Here is a 23211-nt window from a genome sequence, read left to right on the forward strand (position 1 = left end):
CAGCCTGAGCATGGCCGAGCTGAACCGCCGCCTGGAGACCCTCGAAGGGGAAAGCCAGGTGCGCCGGCTGATGGCCCGCTACATGGACCTCTGCGACGTGCCGCACGCGCCGGTGGCGATGAGCGAGCTGGCCGAGCTGTTCAGCGAGGACGCGGTGTGGGAGGGCATCGGCACTTCCACGGCGCAGACCTTCGGCCATCACCAGGGCCGCGAGGCGATTGCGGCTTTCGTCTTCGGCTACCTGCCGCCGTCGCCGCACTTCACGCTGAACCTGCACTTCCTCACCAGCGAGTCGATCCGCGTCGACGGCCGCACCGCGCGCGGGCAATGGATCATGCAGCAGCTCTCGACCTACGCCGAGGGCCACACCGAGCTGTTCGGCACGCGGCTGGACATCGATTTCCGCGAGATCGACGGGCGCTGGCAGATCAGCCACTTCCGCACCCAGCGCCTGTCGCAGCGCCTGCTGGGCAGTGCAGAGGAGCACCGTCCATGAGCACTTTCGTCAGCGAATTCCTCCTCGGCAGCGGCGGCAAGCGCGTCGCGGTCAAGGACAGCATCGATATCGCCGGCTACCCGACCCGTTGCGGCACTCGCGCGCTGGCCGACGCCGCACCGGCCGCGCGCAACGCCTTCGTGGTCGATGCCGTGCTGAATGCCGGCTGGCAGATCGTCGGCAAGACCAACCTTCACGAACTGGCCTTCGGCGTCACCGGCATCAATGACTGGACCGGCACGCCGATCAACCCGATGGCGCCGGACCGTGTGCCGGGCGGCTCGTCCAGCGGCTCCGCATCCGCCGTGGCGGCGGGGCTGGCGGACATCGCTCTGGGCACTGACACCGGCGGTTCGGTACGCGTGCCGGCGGCCTGCTGCGGCATCGCCGGGCTGAAGCCGACCTTCGGCCGGGTCAGCCGCGACGGCGTGCACCCGGCGCAGAGCAGCCTGGATTGCGTCGGCCCGTTCGCCGCCAGCATGGCCGACCTGATCGCCGCCATGCAGGTCATCTGCCCCGGCTTCGGCGAAGTGCAGCTGCCGGGCGAGGGCGCCCGCGTGGCCTTCCTCGAAGTGCCGTCGGCGCCGCACATCCAGGCTTGCCTGGGCGCCGCCGCCGACCGCGCCGGCTGGCGCCGCAGCCACCTGTTCCTCGGCGAGTTCGAGGCGGCCTTCCAGGCCGGGCTGGTGGTGATCAACCACGAGAACTGGGCCGCCTACGCGGCGCTGACCGGCAAGGGCCTGATCGGTGCCGATGTCGAGCAGCGCCTGCTGCTGGCCAGCCGCACCACCGACGCCGAGCGCGCCGAGGCGGAGAAGGTGCGCGACGGTTTCACCCGCGCCATCGACGCCGCGCTGGAGGACTTCGAAGTGCTCCTGCTGCCGACCATGCCCGACCTGCCGCCGCTGCTCAGCGATGCGCGCAACGGCAAGTCGGTGGCCGGCATGACGCCCCTGGTGCGGCCTTTCAACCTGAGCGGACACCCGGCGCTGACCGTGCCGGTGGACCTGGATTGCGGCGGGCTGAAAGTCGGCCTGCAGATCGTCGGCCGCAAGGGCGACGACGAACGTGTGTGTGCCTTCGGCGCGCAACTCGAACACAGCCTGGCTGCCACGCGGCCTGCGCCAAAACATAAGAAATCGGCATGAGGAGATGGGCATGAGCGCTCACGAATACCGGCTGATCGCCCGGTCGCGCAGCGTCGAAGAGCTGGTCGGCGACGACCGCGTCGATGTTTCGCTGTACAACGACCCGCAGCTGTTCGAAGCGGAGATGGACAAGATCTTCTACCGCACCTGGGTGTGGGTCGCCCACGAAAGCGAAGTGCGCAACGCCGGCGACTTCAAGACCACCAGCGTCGGTCGCCGCCCGGTGATCGTGGTGCGCGACAAGAAGGGCAACATCAACGTCCTGGAGAACCGCTGCCGCCACCGTGGCGCCACCGTGTGCGAGAAGCACAAGGGCAACGCCACCGGCTTCACCTGCCCGTACCACAGCTGGTCCTACGCGCTGGACGGCAAGCTGCGCGCGCTGCCATATCCGGACGGCTATGAGGACATCCTCGACAAGTCCGAACTGCCGCTGACCAGCCTGCGGGTCGAGAGCTACGCCGGCATGGTGTTCGCCACCTACAACGACGAGATCGAGCCGCTGGAAGACTTCCTCGGCGGGGCGAAGCACTGGATGGACCTGTTCATGAAGCAGGGCGCCGGCTACCCGATCAAGACCCAGGGCGAACACAAGTTCACCTTCCGCGGCAACTGGAAGATCCAGCTGGAAAACACCACCGACGGCTACCACTTCCCCATCGTGCACAAGTCGTTCATGTCCTCGGTGGATGAGGAGACCGAAGAGATGCTCTCGTTCATGAGCGACAAGCAGGCGGTCACCCACGCCCTGGGCAACGGCCACAGCGTGATGGTGATGGTTCCCGAGCACGTCGACCTCGACCACGACGACGGCACCGAGCAGCTCCAGGAGCGCTTCGCCCACGTCACCGAGGAACTGTCGAAAACCATGCCGCCGGAACAGGTGCGCCGCATCGTCCGTTCGCTGCACGGCGCCGGCTTCAACCTCAACCTGTTCCCCAACGTCGCCATGTCCATGTCGTTCTTCCGCGTGCTGCGGCCGATCTCCGTCACCGAGACCGAGATTCGCCACGTCGCGCTGGGCATGGACGGCGGCCCGGAAATCGCCAACCGCGAGCGCATGCGCATCCACGAGCACTTCCAGGGCCCGTTCGGCTTCGGCAGCCCGGATGACGCCGAGGCCTGGGACCGCGTGCAGCGTGGCTCCTACGCTGGCGTCGACGCACCGATCCTGGTCAACCGCGGCCTGAACCGCGAAGTGGTCGCCGAGAACGGTGACAAGGTCTCCCACGCCACCGACGAAGGCGGCATGCGCGAGGCGTACCAGATGTGGAAAAGGATGATGAGCCAATGAGCAACGACACCCTGAACGGCTTCTCCGGCCCTCTGGCCAAGGCCATCGAATTCGTCTGGCGCGAAGCCGAGCTGCTCGACCGCAAGGACTACGCGCAGTGGTCGCAGCTGTGGAGCGAGGACGGCGTCTACGTGGTGCCGATCGACGGCGAGGACGATGACTTCGCCTCGCGCCTGAACTACGTCTTCGACGACGCGCGCATGCGTGCCCTGCGTATCGAACGCCTCACCGGCGGCCACTCGCCGTCGGCGGTGGACGCGGCGAAGACCGTGCGCACCGTCTCGCGCTTCACCCTGGTGGAAGCGGCAGGCGATCTCGTCGAGGTGAACTCGGCGCAGGTGCTCTACGCCTACAAGCGTGGTGTGGCGACTCCGTTCATTGCCGACCTGAACCACCGCATCCGCTTCGTCGACGGCCAGCCGCGACTGGAGCGCAAGGTGATCCGCCTGATCAACGCCGAAGACGCGCTCAACGCGCTCGGCTTCCTGCTCTGAGGGCCGCGCCATGCAACGAGTAGCCCTGGTAACCGGCGCCGCACGCGGGCTGGGTGAAGTCATCGCGCGCCGCCTGCACGCCGCCGGCCTGCGGGTGGCGCTGGCCGACCTGAACGAAGAAGCGGTGCAGCGCCTGGCCGACGAGCTTGACCCCGAGGGCCGCACGGCTGTCGGGTTGAAGCTGGACGCGCGGGAGAAGGCCGATTTCGAGCGCGCCCGTGAGCTGCTCGCGGAGCGTTGGGGCGGCACCGACATCCTGGTGAACAACGCCGGGATGTCGAAGGTGGCTGCGCTCATGGACATCAGCCCGGAGGATTTCGACGCCTCCATGGCGGTGAACCTGCGCGGCACCTTCGTCGCCTGCCAGGTGTTTGGCACGCACTTCGCGGCGCGTGGTTTCGGCCGCATCGTCAACATCGCCTCGCTGGCCGGACAGAACGGCGGCACCGCCACCGGCGGCCACTACGCCGCGGCCAAGGGCGGCGTGGCGACCCTGACCAAGGTGTTCGCCCGCGAACTTTCGGGGCAGGGCGTGACCGTCAACGCCATCTCGCCGGGACCGCTGGATTTGCCGGTGGTCTACGAGAGCGTGGCGCCCGAGCGTTTGGAACAGATCCTCAAGACCATCCCCGCCGGCCGCTTGGGCGACCCGACCTTTATCGCCGACAGCGTGCTGCTGCTCTGTGCGGAGAACGCCGGGTCGGTGACGGGCGCGTGCTGGGATATCAATGGTGGGTTGTTCATGCGCTGAGGCTTCGGGCTGAGTGATCGGCGGATAACGCTGTGCGTTATCCGCCCTGCGCTCGGTCCTGGCTTGGGTGATGGGCTTCAAGACCCCCTCACCCTAACCCTCTCCCGAAGGGAGAGGGGACCGTCCGGAGCAGGATGAAACCGCATCGTCAGCCGGTACATTCTGCTCCCTCTCCCTCCGGGAGAGGGCTGGGGTGAGGGCAGTGCCCTTGCTCCGAAACCAATCAATCGGAGAGAGGAAACCTCTCTCCAGAGCAACATCGACAACCCGTCCGCTCGTGAAAAAGAGGCCGGAAAGGGGCCACAGAGCCCGCACTCAACGCCTTGCAGGTAACGCCATGATGAAGGTCAGAATCGAAAGGATCGTCGAGGAAGCGCAGGACATCCGTTCCTTGCGCCTCGTACGTTGTGATGGCCAGCCGTTCGACGCCTACGAGCCGGGCGCCCACGTCGACGTCACCGGCCCCACCGGGGTGACGCGCCAGTATTCGCTGTGCAGCCCGCCGGACGACCGCGCGGCCTACCTGGTGGCGATCAAGAAGGAAGGTGCCTCCCGTGGCGGCTCCAGCGCGCTGCACGAAGTGCGTGAAGGCATGGAGCTGGACATCGGCGCGCCGCGCAACCTGTTCCGCCTGGCGCCGGAAGCCCGCGAGCACGTGCTGTTCGCCGCTGGCATCGGCGTCACGCCGCTGCTAAGCATGGCCTATCGCCTGAACGCCAAGGGCGAGTCCTATCGCCTGCATTACTTCGCCCGCTCCGCCGAGCACGCGGCCTTCGTCGAGCTGCTGGCTGGCGAGGCCTTCGCCGGCAAGGTGGAGTTGCACTACGGCGTCGAACCCGCCGAACTCGACCGCGTGCTGGGCGAGTGCCTGGAACGCGCGCCGCAACAAGCCCACGTCTACACCTGCGGCCCGGCGCCGTTCATGAACAAGGTGGTGGAAATCGCTGCGCGCAGTCGCGCGGAAGACGCCATCCACCTGGAGCACTTCCAGGCCGACCCGGCCGCCAACACGGCGCCGGCGGGCTCCTTCGAAGTGGAACTGGCCAGCTCCGGTGTGGTGCTTCACGTACCGGCGGATTCGACGCTGGTGGACGTGCTCCAGGCCCACGGCTGCGACATCGACACCGAGTGCCGCGAGGGCATCTGCGGCACCTGCATCGTCGAAGTGCTGGAGGGCGAGCCGGAGCACCGCGACAACTGCCTGTCGAACAAGGAAAAGGCCGCCAACAAGCAGATCTGCGCCTGTGTTTCGCGGGCGAAATCGGCTCGCCTGGTGCTCGACCTGTAAACCGAACTGCTCTTTGTAGGACCGAGGGGGGCGCCCAGCCCTTGCTCGCGAACCCGCTTGACGCTGGTGCAGCAGGAGAGACTGTTCGCGAGCAAGCTCGCTCCTACAAGGTGGCTTCTCTGCTGCCTGGCAGAACTCCATGGTGGCGCGGGCCATTTGGGCGCTCCTACAGGCTGTGGCACAGCTGGCAATTCGTCTGGCAGACAGCGACACTTGCGCGCCGCCGGCGCTTGCTAGCCTCCGGCAATAGTTCCCCGTTCGGAGTCCCCCATGCCTGCGCTGATCGCGCGCCTGGCGCTCGGTTGCCTGCTGCCGGTCGCCGTCCTGCTCGGCCTCGGCGCCATGCCGGGGCTCGGCTACGCCTGGGATTTCGCCAATGCCGCCGGGCTACTTGGCGCCTGCCTGCTGGGGCTGCTGTTCGTCATCGGCGGCCGGCCGCAACCGCGTCCGCTCTATGAGGGAAAGTTCTTCCTGCGCCTGCACCGCGACCTTGGGTTTGCCGCCGTTGCATTGCTGCTGGTGCACATCGTCGTGCTGTTGGTCGATGAGCCACTGCTGATCGAGGACCTGCTGCCGTCCGCGCCCGGCTACATGCTCGCTGGGCTGGCGTCAGCCATCCTGATGCTGGTGCTGGCGGTGTCCAGCCTGAGCCGCGTGCGCCCGCGCTGGAGCAGCAGTGCCGCCGGATTCCGCCGCTGGCACTACGGCGGCAGCCTGGTCGCCCTGTTGCTGATGGCCGTGCATGTGCTCGGCGCGGGTTACTACAGTGGCGGCCTGTGGAAGGGTGCGTTGCTGGTGGCGCTGATGCTGGTGGTGGCCGTCTGGCCGCGCCTGCCCAAACCGGCCAATGGCGTCAGTGGGCGCAAGCGCAACACGGCGCGGCGGGCTACCTGGTTCGCGCTGGCGGCCAGCGGGGTGATCATCGGTTTGTCGGCGCTCTACAGCCTGCTGGCAAATCTGGAGCTGCCGCTGTGAGGCGTGTCTGGATCGGGGTTTCGGTTGCCGCAGTCATCATGCTGTCGGCTGGAGCCTGGTTCGCCCACGGACACTGGCAACGCAGTCGGCCGCTGATGCCGCTGGCGTTTCCCCATGAGCCGCACGCCTCGGTGAACTGCATTACCTGCCATCACGACTACAAGGACCAGTCGCCTTCGGTCTCCGGCAACCGCACCTGCATCCTCTGCCACAAGCAGAGCCCGGCGCTGGCCGTGCGTATCGAGGCGGATTTCCACCAGCTCTGCCAGAGCTGTCACCTGCAGCGCCTGCAAGCCTTCCATGCCAGCGGGCCGGTACGCAGCTGCCAGGCGTGCCACCGCACCGCCACGGATGGCACACACCTGTAGGAGCGAGCTTGCTCGCGAACAGAGTTTCCGACGGCACCGGCGTCAAGCGGGTTCGCGAGCAAGCTCGCTCCTACCAGGAAAGCGATATGGGCGTGGCGCTTCAAGCCGTAGGAGCGGACCTTGTCCGCGAATCTCTCGGCACGCAGGGCGTTGCCGGCCTGCACGGCGCGAGGGGGAACCGGAAGGCAATTCTGCGGAGTCGGTGGCCGCTGCAGGATTTCGCGGACAGGGTCCGCTCCTACGAACGCGACCGTAACGCTCCATCAAAAAACCCGGCAGCAAGCCGGGCTTCTGTTCAGCTGCGATACAGCACCGGCCGTCGCAGGTGCACATAGCTGTACCCCTCGCGCGCCAGGGCGATGCGCTGCGGGTCCAGCTCGGCCACCAGCAGTTCCTCGCTGTGCTTGGCCTTGGTCAGCACCTGGCCATCCGGGGCGATGATGCTGCTCAGGCCGCAGTACTCGATTTCCCCCTCGCTGCCCACATAGTTGGCGTAAGCGAGGAACACCTGGTTCTCGTACGCGCGGGTCGGCACCAGGACCTGGGCGACGAACTCGTAGGGGCGCATGTTGGCGGTTGGCACCAGCACGACGTCCGCGCCGGCCATGGCGAGCGTGCGCACGGCCTCGGGGAACTCCACGTCGAAGCAGATCAGCAGGCCGACTTTCCAGCCGTCCAGCTCGAAGATCGCCGGCGGCTCGTCGGAGGCGCTGAACTGGCTGCGGTCGAGGTCGCCGTAGAGGTGGGTCTTGCGGTAGTTGGCGCGGCGTTCGCCCTGGCGGTCGATCAGCTGCACGCTGTTGAAGATGGCGCCGCCGGCGTCACGTTCGGGGTAGCCGTAGAGGATGCCGAGCTTGTGCTCGCGGGCGATCTCGGCGATGCGCTGGGCGGAAGGGCCGTCGCAGCTTTCCGCCAGTTCGGCGACGCGCTGGGCGCCGATGTTGTAGCCGGACAGGTACATCTCCGGCAGCACCAGCAGGTCCGCACCGTTCTGCACCGCCTGCTGCGCGGCCTGTTCCAGGCGGCGCAGGTTGCCGGCGACGTCGTCGGGGCCGGGTGGGCACTGGTAGAGGGCGAGGTACATGGGGTTCTCCTTGGAAACGCGCGGGGCCGGAATCAGCCAGTTTGCACCCGATCCCGGCCCCGCGCGAGCCACTGTTCAGTCAATGCAGGGGAATGGCGCGGATCAGTCCGGCAGCTCCATCGGGCCCAGTTCGGCGAAGCAATCGCCGGGGCCGGGGTTCTCCGGATGGGTGGCGCCACCGAAGTGCTTCATGATGCCCCACACGGCGTTCAGCGAGGTCTGCACCGCGCCTTCCACCCAGGCTGGGGTCCAGGACACGTCGTCGCCGGCGATGAAGATGCCGCGCTGCTCGGCGGGCATGTCGTCCTGCATGAAGTGCGCGTACATGCGCTGGTTGTAGCGGTAGTGGCCCGGCAGCGCGCCCTTGAAGGCGCCGAGGAAGTGCGGGTCGGCCTCCCAGGATACGGTGATCGGGTTGCCGATGATGTGCCCGGCGATGTCGACCTTCGGGTAGACCTTCTTCAGCGCGTCCAGGGCCAGTTGCACGCGCTTTTCCACCGGGTGCGGGAGCATCTTCATGGCGTCGCTCATCCAGGAGTAGGACAGGCAGATCACCCCCGGCTTGTCGTCGCCGTTGTCGAACAGGTAGGTGCCGCGGGTGAGGCGGTCGGTGAGGGTCATGCTCATCACGTCGCGGCCGGTCTGCGGGTCCTTGTCCTTCCAGAATGGCCGGTCGACCATCACGAAGGTCTTCGATGACTGCATGTAGCGGGTGCGGTCCAGGGCCATCCACATCTTCTGCGAGAACAGCGCTTCCTCGCACTCGATCTGGGTGGTCAGCAGCCAGGTCTGGCAGGTCGCCAGGACGGCCGCGTAGTGGCGGGTATCACCCCAGTAGTCGGTGACGGCGAAGCTGCCGTCGGTGGCGCGGGCGATCTTCTTCACGCCCGGACGCGGCGCGCCGTTGTGCAGGGTGGCCAGGGACGTGCCGGCCGGCCAGTGCGCGCAGTTCTCCGGCACGTGGCTCCAGATGCCGCGCGGCACCTGCTCGACGCCGCCCACAACCAAGTGCTGGTGGTCGTCGCAGTTGGTCATCACCACGCGGAAGATTTCCAGCATCGAGTTGGGGAAGTCCGAGTCCCAGCCGCCGGTGCCGAAACCGACCTGGCCGAAGATCTCGCGGTGACGGTAGGACAGGCGCGAGAAGGCCTTGGAGGTAGCGACGAAATCATAGAAGGTGCGGTCATCCCACTTGGGCACCAGCTCGTCCCACAGGGCTTTCAGCTTGATCGTGTCGCGCTCGCGCAGTGCGTCCTGCACTTCGGAGAAGCGCGCGCCGTCTTCCAGCGCCTCGGCCCAGGCCTGGGCGACTTCGCGGAAGATTTCCGGCAGGTCGGCCATCTTCTCGGCATAGTGGCTGGTGCCTTCCAGGTCGACCACGGTGCTGCCCGAGGCCGGGGTCAGCGGGTTGGGGAAGGGTCTGGTTTCCAGGCCGAGCTTGTCGACGTAGTGGTAGAAGGCCGTGCTGGAGACCGGGAAGCGCATGCCGCCCAGCTCGGCGATGATGCCGTCGGCGCCTTCGAAGGTTTCCGAACGCAGCCGGCCACCCATCTTCGACGCTTCATAGACCACCGGCTTCAAGCCCATCTTCATCAGCTCGTAGGCCGCCACCAGGCCGGAGATGCCGGCACCGACGATGGCCACTTCCTGGCCGTGCTTCTCGGCAGGGATGCTGCCCAGGCCGGCGGGGTGCTCGATCCAGTCGTCGAAGGCGAAGGGGAAGTCCGGGCCGAAGATGGTCACCGGTTTCTTGCCAGGGGTATGGGGATGGCGGTTCTTGTGCATTAGGGCTTCCTTCTTGTTCGGCGTGCCGGCTTGTATCAACCAGCTTGGCAAGGCTTCTTGCGGCCCGCATGGGCCAGTCGATGGATGGCGCGCGGGCAAAGAAATGGCGAGCTGATTGGGCTCGCCGTGGCGTCCACTATTGCAAAGCCGGTCGTTGAAATGAACCTGACAATCTGCAAGATTGTCGAGAGCTTTCAGGCAGATTGACCAATACCATGAGCAATATGACGAAAAACGCCGACGCGGCCTTGTTGAACCTGCTGCGCGCCAATGCCCGCGAGTCGATCTCCGAGCTGGCGCGCAAGCTCGGGGTGTCGCGCTCCACGGTGCAGAGCCGTATTGAACGGCTGGAGCAGCAGGGCATCATCAGCGGCTATTCGATCAAGGTCTCGGATAGCTACGCGCAGTCGCTGGTGCGCGCCCATGTGCTGGTGACGGCGCTGCCCAAGCTGTCGCACCAGGTGGTGCAGGCGCTGGAGAAGATCGCCGAGGTGAAGACGCTGCATTCGGTGAGCGGCAACTTCGACATGATCGTGATCGTCGAGGCGCTGTCGATCCGCGACCTGGACGCGGTGCTGGACCGCATCGGCGCGCTGGACGGGGTGGAGCGGACCATGTCGTCGATCATCCTTTCCACCCGCATTGACCGCTGAAGGCGAGCGCGCGCTGATTGGACTATTGGTCTGCCGCGATTGCCGGGAATTGGCTATTCGTGGCGGCGCGCGACGGCGGTAACTTAACTCCATTCCCGCGGTACCCGCGGGCCCCCACTGGAGATCAGCATGAGCGCACGTATCGAATGGCCGAAAGCTTCCCCCGACGCCTACAAGGCCATGATCGGCCTGGAGCAGGCACTGGCCAAATCCGGCCTGGAGAATTCGCTGCTGGAACTGGTGCGCCTGCGCGCCTCGCAACTCAACGGCTGCGCCTACTGCGTGAACATGCACGCCAATGACGCCCGCAAGGCCGGCGAAACCGAGGCGCGCCTGCAGACCTTGAGCGTCTGGCACGAGACGCGCTTCTTCACCGAGCGCGAGCGCGCTGCGCTGGCCTGGGTGGAAAGCCTGACCCTGCTGGCCGAGAAGCACGCACCGCAGGAGCAGTTCGACGCCCTGCGTGAGCAATTCAGCGAAGCCGAGATCGTCAACCTGACCCTGGCGATTGCCACCATCAATGCGTGGAACCGTTTCGGCGTGGGCATGGCCATGGTGCCCTGAACGGGCAGCGTGGAAGAGGGCGCCTGCGGGCGCCTTTTTCGTGGGTGGTGTTTTTGTAGGGCGGATAACGCGCCAGCGTTATCCGCCGTCGTGGCAATCGGCGGATAACCCGTTCCGGGTTATGCGCCCTACGCAGGGCAGCATTTCAGCGCTTGTAGAGAATCACCGCCGCCCGCAACTTGCTGCGGCCAAAGCGGCTCATCTGCTCGAACTCCCCGTGGCTCACCGGGATGTGCTGGCAGTCCAGCGGTTCGCGGTGCTGGCTGTGGTCGACGTCGGGGTCATGGAGGTAGACGAAGTCCTCGTCGCAGTCGGTGACCACCACCCAGTGCGGCGCCTTGGAGCGGGTCAGGCGGTAGCTGCTGATCAGCACCAGCGGCTGGCCGCCGGCCTCCAGCGCGCCCTCGATGTCCAGCTGGTTGCCCAGCACTTGCTCGACATCGCTCTGCGCCAGTTGCGCGCTGAAGTCCTCGTGGACCAGGCGCATGACATCGCGCTTCTCCTCGCTGCGCACGCCGTCGAGGAACAGCGGGCCATCCTCGGACAGCAGCAGCCTGACCCGGAAACCGCGCTGCTGCGCCGCCAGTGCCAGGCCCTGGGGGCTGCAGCCGCCGTGGCCGGCGGTCATGTAGATGGTGGTCGCTTCGCGCCACAGGCGCAGTTCCTCGACGCGGTCCAGGCGCCGCTCCGGCTCCAGCGCGCCCATGGCCATCAGCAGCGCGGACGGGCCGCAGGTGAACTCGGTGGTCTGCCGGTAATAGGGCACGTGGCGGTGGCTGCGCTGGTCGAGCTGGCGGATGCGCTTCTCGAAGCGCAGCGCCTCGCTGTGGTCCTCGTAGTAGTCCTGGACCTTGGCGAAGGGGCGGTAGCCGTTGCGCTCGTAAAGGGCGATGGCGCCGCGGTTGTCCGGGCGCACTTCCAGGCGGAGGTAGGCGCAGTCGTTCTCCAGCGCCTCGGCTTCGGCTCGGTCCAGCAGCTTCTGGCCAAGGCCGGTGCCACGGGCGCGCTCGTCCACGGCAATGGAGTAGAGCCGCGCCAGCGAGGTGCCCTGGTGGAACAGCACCAGCGCATAGCCCAGCAGCTGGCCGTCGGCCTCGGCGACGGTGAGGCTGGCGTGGGCGCGGGTGATCATCCACTGGAAGTTGCGGCGGGACAGGCGGTCGTGTTCGAAACAGCGGTTTTCCATGTCGACCAGGGCATTCAGGTCGTCGGCGGTGGCGGCGCGGAACTGGAGTTTCATAGGGTAAGGATTCGTTAACCTGCGGGGGGCAACTTGTTCGCCAGGGGCTGCGAACGGGTGGCGGGGCACGCGGTCGAAGCAGCATCCAGTATTGTCCCCGGCCCGGAGCGCGGCAAGCGCCAGGGCCTCTCGGAGGTGTCGTGAGCAAGCTGTTCATCATCGTGGAGCGCAAGGAAGACTGGGCTTCGTACTATCCCAGCGACGATGTGGTCACCGCCCAGGAATACCTGGAAATGCCCATCGACGACGACAACGGCAAGCGCGTGCAGGTGATCAACCTGTGCCGCAACTACAAGTACCTGGGCCACGGCTACTACTGCTCGCTGCTGGCCGAGGCGCGCGGGCACAAGGTCATCCCGTCGGTGCGCAGCATCAGCGAACTGGCGAAGAAGTCGCTTTACAGCCTGGCCCTGGAAGACCTGGAAAAGACCCTCGACAAGGCACTGGCCGACCACCCTTACGGCAGCACCGATGGCTTCACCCTGACCCTGTATTTCGGCCGCACCGACATCGAGCCGCTGCAGGACCTGGCGCGCCAGTTGTTCGAGGCGCTGCCGTGCCCGATGCTGCTGGTGGAGTTCCGCAAGAACCGTGGCTGGCATATCGAGGGCGTGAAGCCGGGCAACATCCACAAGTTGCGCGAAGACCAGGAAGACCAGTTCGCCAACGCCCTGGACAGCTTCAGCCGGCAGATCTGGCGCAAGCCGCGCTCGCGCAAGCAGTACCGCTACGACCTGGCGATCCTGCACGACCCGCAGGAGGCGTTCCCGCCGTCCGATGCCAAGGCGCTGAAGAACTTCATCCGCATCGGCCGCAGCCTCGGCATCGACGTCGAGCTGATCGAGAAGAAGGACTACTCGCGGCTGGCCGAGTACGACGCGCTGCTGATCCGCGAGACCACCAGCGTCAGCGACCACACCTACCGCTTCGCCAAGAAGGCCGAGAGCGAAGGCCTGGTGGTGATGGACGACCCGGTGTCGATCCTGCGCTGCACCAACAAGGTCTACCTGGCGGACCTGCTGCGCAGCCACAGGCTGGGCATGCCGGCCACCGAGATTATCTACAAGGACAACCCGCAGGAGCTGGAGAAGGTCGGCGAACGCCTGGGCTTCCCGCTGGTGCTGAAGATTCCCGACGGCAGCTTCTCCCGCGGGGTGATCAAGGTCAGTGACCAGCAGGAGCTGCTCAAGGCCAGCGCCGAGCTGTTCGAGCGCTCGGTGCTGCTGCTGGCCCAGGAGTTCTTCTACACCGAATACGACTGGCGCATCGGCGTGCTGAATCAGAAGCCGATCTTCGCCTGCCAGTACTTCATGTCCAAGGGGCACTGGCAGATCTACGACCACAGCCCGGAAGCCAAGGAGCTGAGCGGCGACTTCCGCACCATGGCGGTCCACGAGGCACCGCGCAAGGTGGTGGAGCTGGCGGTGAAGACCGCCAACCTGATCGGCGATGGACTCTATGGTGTGGACCTGAAACAGGCCGGCGAGCGGGTCGTGGTCATCGAGGTCAACGACAACCCGAACATCGACTGCGGCGTGGAGGATGTGTACCTGGGCGATGACCTTTACAAGCTGGTGCTGGATGAATTCGTGCGGCGCCTGGAAGTCAAGCGTCGCGGGCATGGTTGGTGAGATCGATTCGTCATTGACCTTATAGGAAAACGGTCGATGTGCGGCGTCAAGATATTGCTAGCTTTACAAACTGGAGCGCCAACTGACTGTTTTTAAAGATTTTTCAAAATAATGGCGCCAAGGAAGGGAGCATGCTCGAGGCAGCCACGAATCTTCGTCGCCTGCTGGTAGTCGATCCGTGCGACGACTGCCGAAGGCTTTTACCCGGACTACGGGCAGCAGGGTGGGAGGTGGACAGTTGCGAGCTGGATAGCGCCAGTGATCGCGGCTGCGACGTCGGCCTGCTGCGCCTGCAACCCCGGCATCTAGAACGCCGGGAGTCCGTCAAGGAACTCATCAGTCGCAGTGGCACGGAGTGGATAGCCGTGCTCAGCCCCGAAGTCCTGCCCCTGCAGGAGGTGGGCGACTTCGTCAGTGAGTGGTTCTTCGATTTCCATACCTTGCCGTTCGACGTGGCGCGGGTGCAGGTCACCCTCGGCCGCGCCTTCGGCATGGCCCGCCTGCGCGGGCGCGGCAGCGTGCACAGCGACGAGCGGCAGCACGAATTGCTCGGCGAAAGCCGCGACGTGCGCGAGCTGCGCAAGCTGCTGGCGAAGTTCGCGCCGACCGAATCGCCGGTGCTGATCCGCGGCGAGAGCGGGACTGGCAAGGAGCTGGTGGCGCGCACGTTGCACCGCCAATCGCGGCGGGCGGTTCGGCCGTTCGTGGCGATCAACTGCGGGGCGATCCCGGACAACCTGATCCAGTCCGAACTGTTCGGCCACGAGAAGGGTGCGTTCACTGGGGCGCACCAGCGCAAGATTGGCCGCTTCGAACAGGCCAACGGCGGCACGCTGTTCCTCGACGAAGTCGGCGACCTGCCACTGGAGCTGCAGGCGAACCTGCTGCGGGTGCTGCAGGAGAAGCAGATCGAGCGGGTTGGCGGCAGCCAGTCCATCGGCGTCGACGTGCGGGTACTGGCGGCGACCCATGTGGACCTGGAACAGGCGATCCACGCCGGACGCTTCCGCGAGGACCTCTACTACCGGCTCAACGTGCTGCAGGTTTCCACTTCGCCACTGCGCGAGCGCAATGGCGACTTGGCGCTGCTGGCCAACCACTTCGCCCATCTCTACAGCGTCGAGACCGGCCGCCGGCCCAGGCGCTTCAGCGACGATGCGCTGGCGGCCATGGCCGAACACAGCTGGCCGGGCAACGTGCGCGAGCTGGCCAACCGGGTGCGCCGCGGCCTGGTGCTGGCCGAGGGCCGCCAGATCGAGGCTCGCGACCTGGGCCTGGAGCGTGAGAAGGGCAGGCCGATGCATCAGCCATTGGTGACCCTGGAGGAGTACAAGCTGGGCGCCGAACGCCAGGCGATGTGCGACGCGCTGGCACGGCACGGAGACAACCTCAGCGTGGCGGCAAGAATGCTGGGGATTTCGCGGCCGACTTTCTATCGTCTGCTGCACAAGCACCAGTTGCGCTAGGGCGGGGAAGTCGCTGACCTGCAGGAGCATCCCTCGGGGCGCTCCTGTGGGGCGGTGCCTTTCATGCTTTCGCCCTCAAATTACGGCGAAGCACGAACGTAGGATGGGTGGAGCTTGTGATACCCATGCTGTGCGTGCGCCGGAGTTGATGGGTATCGCTACGCTCCACGCCATCCTACGCAAGCGTTTGCCGGGGATAGCGGCAGGGTGCGGTTCGCGAGCAAGCTCGCTCCTACAGGGCGCCGGATTCGTAAGACCGATGGGGGCGCCCAGCCCTCGCTCGCGAATCACACGGCGCAGGGCCAGATATGAGAACGCCCATTCGTAGGGCGCATAACGCGCTAGCGTTATCCGCCGTTATGGCCTTCGGCGGATAACCCGTTCCGGGTTATGCGCCCTACGTATGTACCTTTTCCATGTCGAAATTCCCGCCCCACACCGAAACCACAGCGAACCACGAACGTAGGATGGGTGGAGCTTGCGATACCCATGCTGGCGGTGCACGAAAGCCGATGGGTATCGCTGCGCTCCACGCCATCCTACGCAGGCGTTTGCCGGTACAGCCTGGTCAGGCACCGGTGCGCCGTATGAGTAAGCGCAGAATCCCGCCTGTAGGAGCGGACCTTGTCCGCGATATCCAAGGCCGCGGGGAAGTAGTGGCAGGGTGTTTCCTTCAGGTCGCCTGGCGGCGCTTCGCGGAGAAGCTCCGCTCCTACGAAGAGCGGCAACCGCAGTTCCGACACAAAGAGCGCCCCTGCAAACGACAAAGGCCCCGAAAAGGGGCCTTTGTCTTGGCACTGCCGAACCGTCAGAAGTAATACGGGAATTTCACGCTGAAGCTGAAATCCGGCGCATCCGGCGAGATGCCGATGGACAGGTTCGGGACGATGGTCAGGTTGGGGCTCCAGGCGTAGGTCAGGCCCCAGTTGAAGTAGGCCGCATTGGCGTCGCTGCCGGTGACCGTGGTCCAGTCGCCGCCGTCGGCCTTGACCTTGCTCTTCTGCGCGATCAGGTCGGAGAAGGAGAACGACATGCTGGTCTTCTCGTTGAGGGCAAAGGCCACGCCCGCACCGATCTGGAACCAGTCGCCGAGGTCGACCTTGCCGCCCTGTTTCACACCCTGGGTGGGGCTGATGTCGTCGAAGGATTCCTCGAAGTTGTAGGTGTAGGAGAAGCTGCCGAACAGCACGGCGGGGTCCACGGTCTTGACCAGCGAGATGCCGGGGGTGACCGACCAGACGCCGTTGCCGGTGGGCAGGGACTCGGGCACGTTGAGGTTGTCGTTGTCCGAGGCGCGCTTGAGCTTGATGCCGTAGGGCTCCTTGCCGGTGGGCGCCTTGACCCGCAGGCTGACCACCGCATCCGGGCGCGACTCGGTCTCGTCCATGAACTTGTAGGCGATGCCGAAGTTGACGTCGCCCAGGGTCGGGTCGCGGGTCACCGTCTCGTCGGTGGACTGCGCCGTGGAGTTGCCGGCGCCGGCCGATTCGTAGGTGCTTTCGCGGTAGACCACCGGGGCGTTGATGTCGAACTGCCAACGGTTGTTCCAGTTGTAGCGACCGGTCAGGTCCAGGGTCCAGTTGTCGGCCTTGATGTTGTCCACGCCGATATTGCCCAGGAAGATCGTGTCCAGCGCCAGGAAGCCGTTGAGGATCAACTGCTTGGTGTCGTAGTGGGTGTAGGTGACGCCCGTCTCGAAGCTGAAACTGCCGTTGCCGAAGAAGCCGCTGGCCTCGTCGTAGAGGTTTTCCACACTCTTGGGCGGGCTGGCGTCGTCCTTGAGCGACTCGCCGTAGGAGCTGCCGCTGGCGGCAACGGTGTTGCCGGTACCGGGCGGCGTGGGTTTGCCGGTTGAGGTGACCAGGCGCTTGGGTTGTGCGGGCGTGGCCGGTGCTTCCTCCACCTGCCTGACCCGTTGTTCCAGCACCATCAGGGCCTTCTGCTGCGACTCATAGCGTTGCTTGAGTTCGATCAGCTCCTGTTTCAGAGCCTCCACCTCGGCTTCCGTCGCCGCGGCGGCGAAGGTCGAGGGGAGTAAAGCGGATACACAGATAGCGGTTTTAATGCCTAGCGATCGGTGCATGGCGCGCTGTCCTTACTTATAGGTTGGACTTCACAGTCGCACGTGAGCGTAGATCACATTCCCATGGTGCGTAGCCCTTTGAGCTGGTCCAGATTGCAGTCCAGCGCACCAGTCGACGGAAGGTTGTTTCGCAGCACCACGCTCAGCTGCGCGACGTTGTTGACGGCATTGTTGCCGCCGATCATCTGGGCGGCCTGGAGCAGGCCGCCAGCGGCCAGCTGCTGCATGCTGCTGCCCTGGCCATTGGCGTTGATCGCCATCTGGATACCGCCGTTGCCCGGGTTCACGCTGACGGTGCCGGCGCCGTTGCTGGCGCTGACCGGGCCGTCGAGCGGGGTCCCTTGCTGGGCCACGACCGGCGCCTGGTTGGCTTCCTTGACGTCGATGCTGACGTTGTTGGAAGCGGTGTTGTAGTCGCCTGCGGAGCGGACGCTCTGGGTCACGCCCTGGGTCTGGTTGAGGCCCGCGCCGCCGGTCACCGTACCGGTGCCCGCGGCCGGCGCTGCGCCGCTGCCTTTCTCGTCGATGGTGGAGACGTAGAACTGCGGTTTGATGGTGGACTCCTGGACCTGCATGCTGACCTTGGCGCCAATGTTGTCGCCCACAGCGTTTTTCCAGGTACTGCTCATGACGATGCCGAAGCTGATGACCCGGCCAGGCATCACGTACTTGCCGCGAAGTTGGGCCAGCTCCTGATCATGCAGCTCGATCGGCTTGAAGACGCTTTCCGCCTGGACCGGCAGGCAGGCCAGCAGGCAGCTGGCGGCGAGCAGTGTGGTCGCTTTCATTATGTTTTCTCCCCGGAAGGACTCCTGCCCTCCGTGCTGGTTCGGTCGTCAGAGGAAGTCGCTCTGGATGAAGCCGAATTCCATGAGCTCCGCATCCTTGACCGGGCGGAAGGCATTGAGTCGGTCCTTGGCGGTCAGCGGGTCGGGCGGCGACATCAGAGCGTTGGCCTGCTCATAGCCCGGACCGATGACGGCGAAAATGATGCCGTTCCAGCCTTTGAGAAAATCTTCCTGGGTGAAGCGCTTGTGGCCCAGCACCGGATCGCCGATGTAGACGTAGCCCTTGTAGGCCCGCTGCATCACCACGAAATGCTTGTAGCCACGAATGTCCATCAGCACTATCACCGGAATCGTCAGCTTCTCCAGAGACGCCGCCGGGATGCGATAACCACGGGCGCGCATGCCGATGGCTTCGAGGTAGGACTTCATGTCCAGCATCGAGAAGCCCTGGGTGCGTACCAGGTCGGGGTCGGCGCGAACCAGCATGCCCTTGATCACGAAGTCCTCGTCCACGTCCAGCGCGTAGGCCTGGCGGAGGATCGTCGCCAGCGCGGCGGCGCCGCAGCTGAAGTCGGTCTTCTGCTGGACCAGGTTGCTGAACTTGCGCTCGCGGATGCTCTCGACGTGCTTGTAGGCCATGGTGCCGCCCGGAAGAAGGGCGACGGGGAGTTGCGCGGCCTGCGTCGTGAGGCTGAAGAGGGCGAGCAAAAGCAGGGCGGACGTACGCATGATCGTGACGCCTGGGGGGCAGCTCGGGAGAAGGAGGCTCCGTTGCCGGAGCCTCCAGGTACTACGCTGGATCGCTTACAGGCAGGATTTGCAACCTGCGGCGATGGACAGCGAGTTGCTCTGCTGGTTGCCGACACCGGCAGCGATGTTCGCCCCAACGTTACCCGACACGTTGTTCAGCGAATTGGTCATGCTGGCGTCGTTCTTGACCGGATCCTTCCAGCCAGTCTGTACCAGGACCTGGGAGGTAGCCTGGCCGCGCAGATCGACAGTGCCTGCCTCGACGAAGAACAGCGGATCGAGGTCCGGTTTGCTGCTGCTGTGGCGGTCGTCGCGACCACCGCTGCGGCCGGAATCGTCGACCACCACACCTACGCCGGCACCCTGGTAGGAGCCATGGGCACGGAACTCGGTCTTCAGAGTTTCCTTGTCGTAGGTGGCCAGGGCGGCGTTGGCTACGCCGTTGCCAGTGGAGGTCTGTTCGGCACCGCTGTAGGAGTCGGCCGAACGACCGCCGGAGACGGCGGCTGCCATGTCGTTTTTCTGTTGGTTGTAGTTGCCGGAGGCGACGTTGATGCCAACGTTACCCGAGGCGCCATTGGCCGAGTTGCTCAGGGTGGCCTTGTTGGTGGTGGAGAAGTTCCACGCCTGGTTGGCGGTGTTCTCCTGGTTCACGCTGGTGGACGCGTAGGCGGTACCGAAGATGAATTTCTCATCGGCGGTGGCCAGGGCGGCGGCGTTGGCCTGTTGGTTCATGTCGCCGGCCGCGGCGTTGACACCCACGTTGCCGGATGCTCTCCCCAGAGATCCGTCAATGGTGGCGGTGTTTTTCGTGCCCTGGTTGATCACGACGTTGTCGGAGCTGAGCTGCGAGTCTTCCACCGTGGCGCTGGCGCCTGCTTCGATCCGAGGATCCTTGTAGGGATCGTACGGAGTCTTGGGTTGATGTTGTTCATGACCGTGACCGTTGTTGTCATGACCATGCCCGTTGTTGTTACGGTTATCCGCGTGCACTGCTACAGCCATGATCGCTGCCACAGCGAATACCAGGGGCTTGAGAGCCATTGTCGGTTTCATGGTGTATCTCCTTTGCTTTGTTTGGCGTGTTTAGTGTTTTAGGAGTTGGCTTGGGTCAATCCGCGACCCGGATGCTCAGGGTGTTGGCAATGCGATTGCCGACCCCGGCGCTCTGGCTCACCTGGACCACACCGCGGCTGCCGGCAAAGGCCTGGTCGCTGGTGACGACCTGACGACTTCCGGTGGTGGTGTCCGTTGAGCCTGAGTTCACTGGCAGCGCGACGTTCTGCTGGGAAAGCACGCTGTCATCGACGCTCTGCGGAATGGCGCTGACGCTGATCCGCATGGCGTTCACTTGCTGGTTGGCGGCGCCGGCGGCCTGGTTCACGCCCAGTGCGCCGTTGCCGTTGGAAAAGGCGTTGCCGTTGATGCTGGCGGACGCAGCCTGGCTGAGGTCGACATGGGTGTTGACCGTCTGCCGTAGTGAGGTGGTGGCCTGGGCGTTGGTGCCGATGGCGATGGCCCGGGCGTTGGCCTGCTGCTGCTCATCGCCGGCGGCCTGGTTCACGCTGGCTACGCCGTGGTAGTTGCGCCCGGCGCTGTCGATGCTGGCGTTGTTGATGACCTGAGGGTCGGCGGAAAACGCCGGGGAGCAGCAGAGCAGGAGGGGCAGGGCGAGTAGTCTGGCGTTCATCTCAACGGTCCCCCGTCAGCATGCGCAGCGGCGAGAGGCCCTGCTGGACGGTGCGGTTCACCGAGTTGGAGATGCCGGCGCCGCCACCGGCTGCGCTGGCGCCCATGCTGTTGCCGTTCAGGGTCTGGTTGGAGCCGTTGTCCATGCCCACCAGTTGGCCGCCGGGCATGATGTGGCGTTCCAGGGTGGAGCCGCTGGTGACGCCGGCGAAGTCGCTGTCGCTCAGCTCGGCATTGCTGGTCTGGCGGACGACCTGGTCGGAGATGTTCGGGTTGATGGTGATCGGATTAGGGTCGGGAATGTCGGTCGGTCGCGTGGCGACGCGCGGCTGGACCTGGCGTTGCAGGACGATGGTGCCGTCACCGGCGTTGGCGACCGGGCACAGCGTGACGCTGGCCGCGCCGCATGCAAGCGTGACGATCAGACCGACGATCCGTGAGTCGATGTTCCCCATGATGGCGGTTCCTTCTTGGTGCGCTGAGCCCTAACCAGCGGTACCAGAGAGGAGCAGTTGCCGTGCCGCTTTTGGATTGCATCGGCAAATCAATGAGTTGCGCAAAGCCCCCATGAACCATCCGGGTGCGAGTGTTTCACGGTGGATACAGAACGGCCGTGCCAAAGCCCTGCGAGGGCCTTGGCACGGGGGCTGGATCATGGCTGAGGCAGATTCTGTTTCGCCGCTGATACACAACTTTGGGTGGGGTGGCCGGACTCCCGCGCCGTCTGCCTCGGAGCCCGTTTCGCCTGTAACGCCCAGCTAACAGTCGGGCGTCTTTTGTAGTGTTTCTGGTACGGAAGTACCTCTTGTAATTCAACGAATTACCGATTCTGATCGGCTGGGCGAACCTGGCTGGGAGAAGGTTGTCTGCTGCACGCGTGCCGAGTGCGAATCGTCGGTTCGCCGAAGTTGCCAACGCATCGACTGCCCGTACGGCCAGATGCGAAATTTTCGTGACATGCGTAGCAATGTGCCGCCAATGCTTTAGCATGCCGTCGCCGCTCCGGACCTCACGAACCGGGGCGTGCGGGCCCTGCCTGGCGGCGGGCCATCATCACTAGAAACAAGCGAGCCAGCGTGCCTCGCGGGGGAAGCAGTATGGATCTGTGGAGTGCCTTCCAGGCCTTCATTCTTGGCGTCGTCGAGGGGCTCACCGAGTTCCTGCCGATCTCCAGTACCGGGCACCAGATCATCGTCGCCGATCTGATCGGCTTTGGCGGTGAACGCGCCGAAGCCTTCAACATCATCATCCAGCTGGCAGCCATCCTCGCCGTGGTCTGGGAGTTCCGCCGCAAGATCCTCGAGATCGTCTGCGGGCTGCCCACCCAGCGCAAGGCGCAGCGCTTCACGGTCAACCTGCTGATCGCCTTCTTCCCGGCCGTGGTGCTGGGCGTGGCCTTCGCCGACTACATCCACCACTACCTGTTCAACCCGATCACCGTGGCCGTAGCCCTGGTGGTGGGCGGGGTGATCATGCTCTGGGCGGAGAAACGCCAGCATGTGATTCACGCCGAGACCGTGGACGACATGACCTGGAAGGAAGCCCTGAAGGTCGGCTGCTGCCAGTGCCTGGCACTGATCCCGGGCACCTCGCGCTCCGGTGCGACCATCATCGGCGGCCTGCTGTTCGGCCTGTCGCGCAAGGCCGCCACCGAGTTCTCGTTCTTCCTGGCGATGCCCACCATGGTCGGCGCGGCGGTGTACTCGGGCTACAAGTATCGCGATGTGTTCCAGCCTTCGGACCTGCCGGTCTTCGCCATCGGCTTCGTCACCTCGTTCATCTTCGCGATGATCGCCGTGCGTGCGCTGCTCAAGTTCATCGCCAACCACAGCTATGCGGCCTTCGCCTGGTACCGTATCGTGTTCGGCCTGCTGATCCTGGCGACCTGGCAATTCCACCTGATCGACTGGAGCAGCGTTAAACCCTGATCAGGTGCGAGCGCGAGTGGAAAAGAACGGTGTAGTAAGCCGCTGGGACGATGACAAGGGATTCGGCTTCATCCGTCCCCAGTCCGGCAGCAAGGAAGTCTTCCTGCATATCTCGGCCTTCCGTGGCGATCGTCGCCCGGTCAGCGGCGATCAGGTCTGCTATGTCGAAGGCGTCGACAAGGACGGCCGCCCGCGCGCCGAGCATGCGCGCCTGGCCGGCTTGGCCATCGACACGCCAGCCATCCGCCGCAAGCCGGCGACCACCGCTACCCGCGAGCGTGCGCGCAGCGGTCGCGAATGGGCACTGCCCAGCGCGCCCAGGCGCGCCACCGGCCGCGCGCTGATCATCCTGGCAGTGCTTCTGGCGCTGCCCGTCATCGGCTCCGTGCTGTGGTTCCGCGAGCAGTATTTCGTCTGGTTCCTGCTGCTCTACCCGGTCTTCAGCGTCCTGGCCTTCTTCGCCTACTGGCGCGACAAGCGCAGCGCCGAGCGCAACGACTGGCGCACTCCGGAGCAGAGCCTGCACCTGCTGGAACTGCTCGGTGGCTGGCCCGGTGCGTTCCTCGCCCAGCAGGTCTTCCGCCACAAGACGCGCAAACTGTCCTTCCAAATGGTGTTCTGGGCCATTGTCCTGCTGCACCAGCTGTTCTGGATCGACTGGCTCAGCGGTGGTCGACTGCTGGGCTGGATCGGCACGCTGATGGGGCTCGGCGCAAGCCCGGCCTGATCCATCGGG

The 23211-nt window shown here is 65.3% G+C and carries 23 protein-coding genes; 14 read left to right on the plus strand and 9 right to left on the minus strand.

The features are described 5' to 3' along the window. The first annotated feature begins 10 nt into the window (after positions 1-10). From QO207_RS24725 to QO207_RS24760, 8 genes are all read left to right on the plus strand, one after another. Positions 11-496 (plus strand): nuclear transport factor 2 family protein, encoded by a 486-nt coding sequence (locus QO207_RS24725; RefSeq protein ID WP_301534956.1) that lies wholly within the window; start codon positions 11-13, stop codon positions 494-496. Then, positions 493-1644 carry an amidase gene (locus tag QO207_RS24730; protein WP_301534905.1) on the plus strand — a complete coding sequence of 384 codons (1152 nt, stop codon included), beginning with the start codon at positions 493-495 and terminating at the stop codon, positions 1642-1644. The genes QO207_RS24725 and QO207_RS24730 overlap by 4 nt, the downstream gene beginning before the upstream one ends. Before the next feature lie 10 nt (positions 1645-1654). Continuing rightward, complete coding sequence (locus tag QO207_RS24735) at positions 1655-2938, plus strand: aromatic ring-hydroxylating dioxygenase subunit alpha (RefSeq protein ID WP_301534906.1); 1284 nt, start codon at positions 1655-1657, stop codon at positions 2936-2938. Next, complete coding sequence (locus tag QO207_RS24740; RefSeq protein ID WP_301534907.1) at positions 2935-3432, plus strand: aromatic-ring-hydroxylating dioxygenase subunit beta; 498 nt, start codon at positions 2935-2937, stop codon at positions 3430-3432. Before QO207_RS24735 ends, QO207_RS24740 begins: the two co-directional genes overlap by 4 nt. Before the next feature lie 10 nt (positions 3433-3442). Next, positions 3443-4183, plus strand: coding sequence for an SDR family NAD(P)-dependent oxidoreductase (locus tag QO207_RS24745; RefSeq protein WP_301534908.1), 741 nt, complete (start codon positions 3443-3445; stop codon positions 4181-4183). Positions 4184-4520: 337 nt separating this feature from the next. Next, a complete protein-coding gene (locus tag QO207_RS24750) occupies positions 4521-5471 on the plus strand; it encodes a PDR/VanB family oxidoreductase (RefSeq protein WP_301534909.1) in 951 nt (316 codons plus the stop codon). Positions 5472-5741: 270 nt separating this feature from the next. Then, the gene (locus QO207_RS24755) at positions 5742-6446 is read left to right on the plus strand and encodes a ferric reductase-like transmembrane domain-containing protein (RefSeq protein ID WP_301534910.1); all 705 of its coding nucleotides are present in this window, start codon (positions 5742-5744) and stop codon (positions 6444-6446) included. A 38-nt stretch (positions 6447-6484) separates the two neighbouring features. Then, positions 6485-6814, plus strand: a complete 330-nt coding sequence (locus QO207_RS24760; RefSeq protein WP_301534911.1) for a cytochrome c3 family protein — start codon at positions 6485-6487, stop codon at positions 6812-6814. A 295-nt stretch (positions 6815-7109) separates the two neighbouring features. Here QO207_RS24760 and QO207_RS24765 read toward each other — a convergent pair whose 3' ends face one another. Together QO207_RS24765 and QO207_RS24770 are read right to left on the minus strand one after the other, a co-directional pair. After that, on the minus strand, positions 7110-7898 hold the full coding sequence (locus QO207_RS24765; protein ID WP_301534912.1) for a carbon-nitrogen hydrolase family protein: 789 nt from the start codon (positions 7896-7898) through the stop codon (positions 7110-7112). Between the two features lie 102 nt (positions 7899-8000). Further along, positions 8001-9683, minus strand: a complete 1683-nt coding sequence (locus QO207_RS24770; protein WP_301534913.1) for an NAD(P)/FAD-dependent oxidoreductase — start codon at positions 9681-9683, stop codon at positions 8001-8003. A 215-nt stretch (positions 9684-9898) separates the two neighbouring features. Between QO207_RS24770 and QO207_RS24775 the strand changes: the two genes are divergently transcribed. Both QO207_RS24775 and QO207_RS24780 read left to right on the plus strand, forming a co-directional pair. Then, positions 9899-10336 carry an Lrp/AsnC family transcriptional regulator gene (locus QO207_RS24775; RefSeq protein ID WP_197698111.1) on the plus strand — a complete coding sequence of 146 codons (438 nt, stop codon included), beginning with the start codon at positions 9899-9901 and terminating at the stop codon, positions 10334-10336. A gap of 129 nt (positions 10337-10465) precedes the next feature. After that, entirely contained in the window at positions 10466-10900 is a 435-nt protein-coding gene (locus QO207_RS24780) for a carboxymuconolactone decarboxylase family protein (RefSeq protein WP_301534914.1), read from the plus strand. Between the two features lie 145 nt (positions 10901-11045). On the opposite strand, the gene QO207_RS24785 is transcribed toward QO207_RS24780, so the two are convergent. After that, positions 11046-12140, minus strand: a complete 1095-nt coding sequence (locus tag QO207_RS24785; protein ID WP_301534915.1) for a GNAT family N-acetyltransferase/peptidase C39 family protein — start codon at positions 12138-12140, stop codon at positions 11046-11048. 140 nt (positions 12141-12280) lie between these two features. Here QO207_RS24785 and QO207_RS24790 point away from each other — a divergent pair, with 140 nt between their 5' ends. Together QO207_RS24790 and QO207_RS24795 are read left to right on the plus strand one after the other, a co-directional pair. Then, on the plus strand, positions 12281-13771 hold the full coding sequence (locus QO207_RS24790; RefSeq protein ID WP_301534916.1) for a RimK family protein: 1491 nt from the start codon (positions 12281-12283) through the stop codon (positions 13769-13771). A 131-nt stretch (positions 13772-13902) separates the two neighbouring features. Further along, positions 13903-15237, plus strand: a complete 1335-nt coding sequence (locus QO207_RS24795) for a sigma-54 dependent transcriptional regulator (protein ID WP_301534917.1) — start codon at positions 13903-13905, stop codon at positions 15235-15237. 808 nt (positions 15238-16045) lie between these two features. Here the strand turns inward: QO207_RS24795 and QO207_RS24800 are convergent. The 6 genes from QO207_RS24800 to QO207_RS24825 form a co-directional block, all read right to left on the minus strand. Continuing rightward, positions 16046-17320, minus strand: a complete 1275-nt coding sequence (locus QO207_RS24800; protein ID WP_301534918.1) for a hypothetical protein — start codon at positions 17318-17320, stop codon at positions 16046-16048. Between the two features lie 53 nt (positions 17321-17373). After that, positions 17374-18108 carry a hypothetical protein gene (locus QO207_RS24805; protein ID WP_301534919.1) on the minus strand — a complete coding sequence of 245 codons (735 nt, stop codon included), beginning with the start codon at positions 18106-18108 and terminating at the stop codon, positions 17374-17376. A gap of 48 nt (positions 18109-18156) precedes the next feature. Beyond that, positions 18157-18837 (minus strand): C39 family peptidase, encoded by a 681-nt coding sequence (locus tag QO207_RS24810; RefSeq protein WP_301534920.1) that lies wholly within the window; start codon positions 18835-18837, stop codon positions 18157-18159. 75 nt (positions 18838-18912) lie between these two features. Next, entirely contained in the window at positions 18913-19914 is a 1002-nt protein-coding gene (locus QO207_RS24815; RefSeq protein ID WP_301534921.1) for a heme utilization protein, read from the minus strand. A 55-nt stretch (positions 19915-19969) separates the two neighbouring features. Continuing rightward, a complete protein-coding gene (locus QO207_RS24820; protein WP_301534922.1) occupies positions 19970-20548 on the minus strand; it encodes an adhesin in 579 nt (192 codons plus the stop codon). Position 20549: 1 nt separating this feature from the next. Further along, positions 20550-21002: a hypothetical protein gene (locus QO207_RS24825; RefSeq protein ID WP_301534923.1), complete on the minus strand. Its 453-nt coding sequence runs from the start codon at positions 21000-21002 to the stop codon at positions 20550-20552. A 642-nt stretch (positions 21003-21644) separates the two neighbouring features. On the opposite strand from QO207_RS24825, the gene QO207_RS24830 reads away from it, so the two are divergent. Both QO207_RS24830 and QO207_RS24835 read left to right on the plus strand, forming a co-directional pair. Next, positions 21645-22475, plus strand: coding sequence for an undecaprenyl-diphosphate phosphatase (locus QO207_RS24830; protein ID WP_301534924.1), 831 nt, complete (start codon positions 21645-21647; stop codon positions 22473-22475). A 16-nt stretch (positions 22476-22491) separates the two neighbouring features. After that, positions 22492-23202, plus strand: a complete 711-nt coding sequence (locus QO207_RS24835; protein ID WP_301534925.1) for a DUF1294 domain-containing protein — start codon at positions 22492-22494, stop codon at positions 23200-23202. Positions 23203-23211 lie beyond the last annotated feature (9 nt).

The organism is Pseudomonas sp. CAN1, assembly GCF_030462585.1.
GTDB lineage: Bacteria > Pseudomonadota > Gammaproteobacteria > Pseudomonadales > Pseudomonadaceae > Pseudomonas.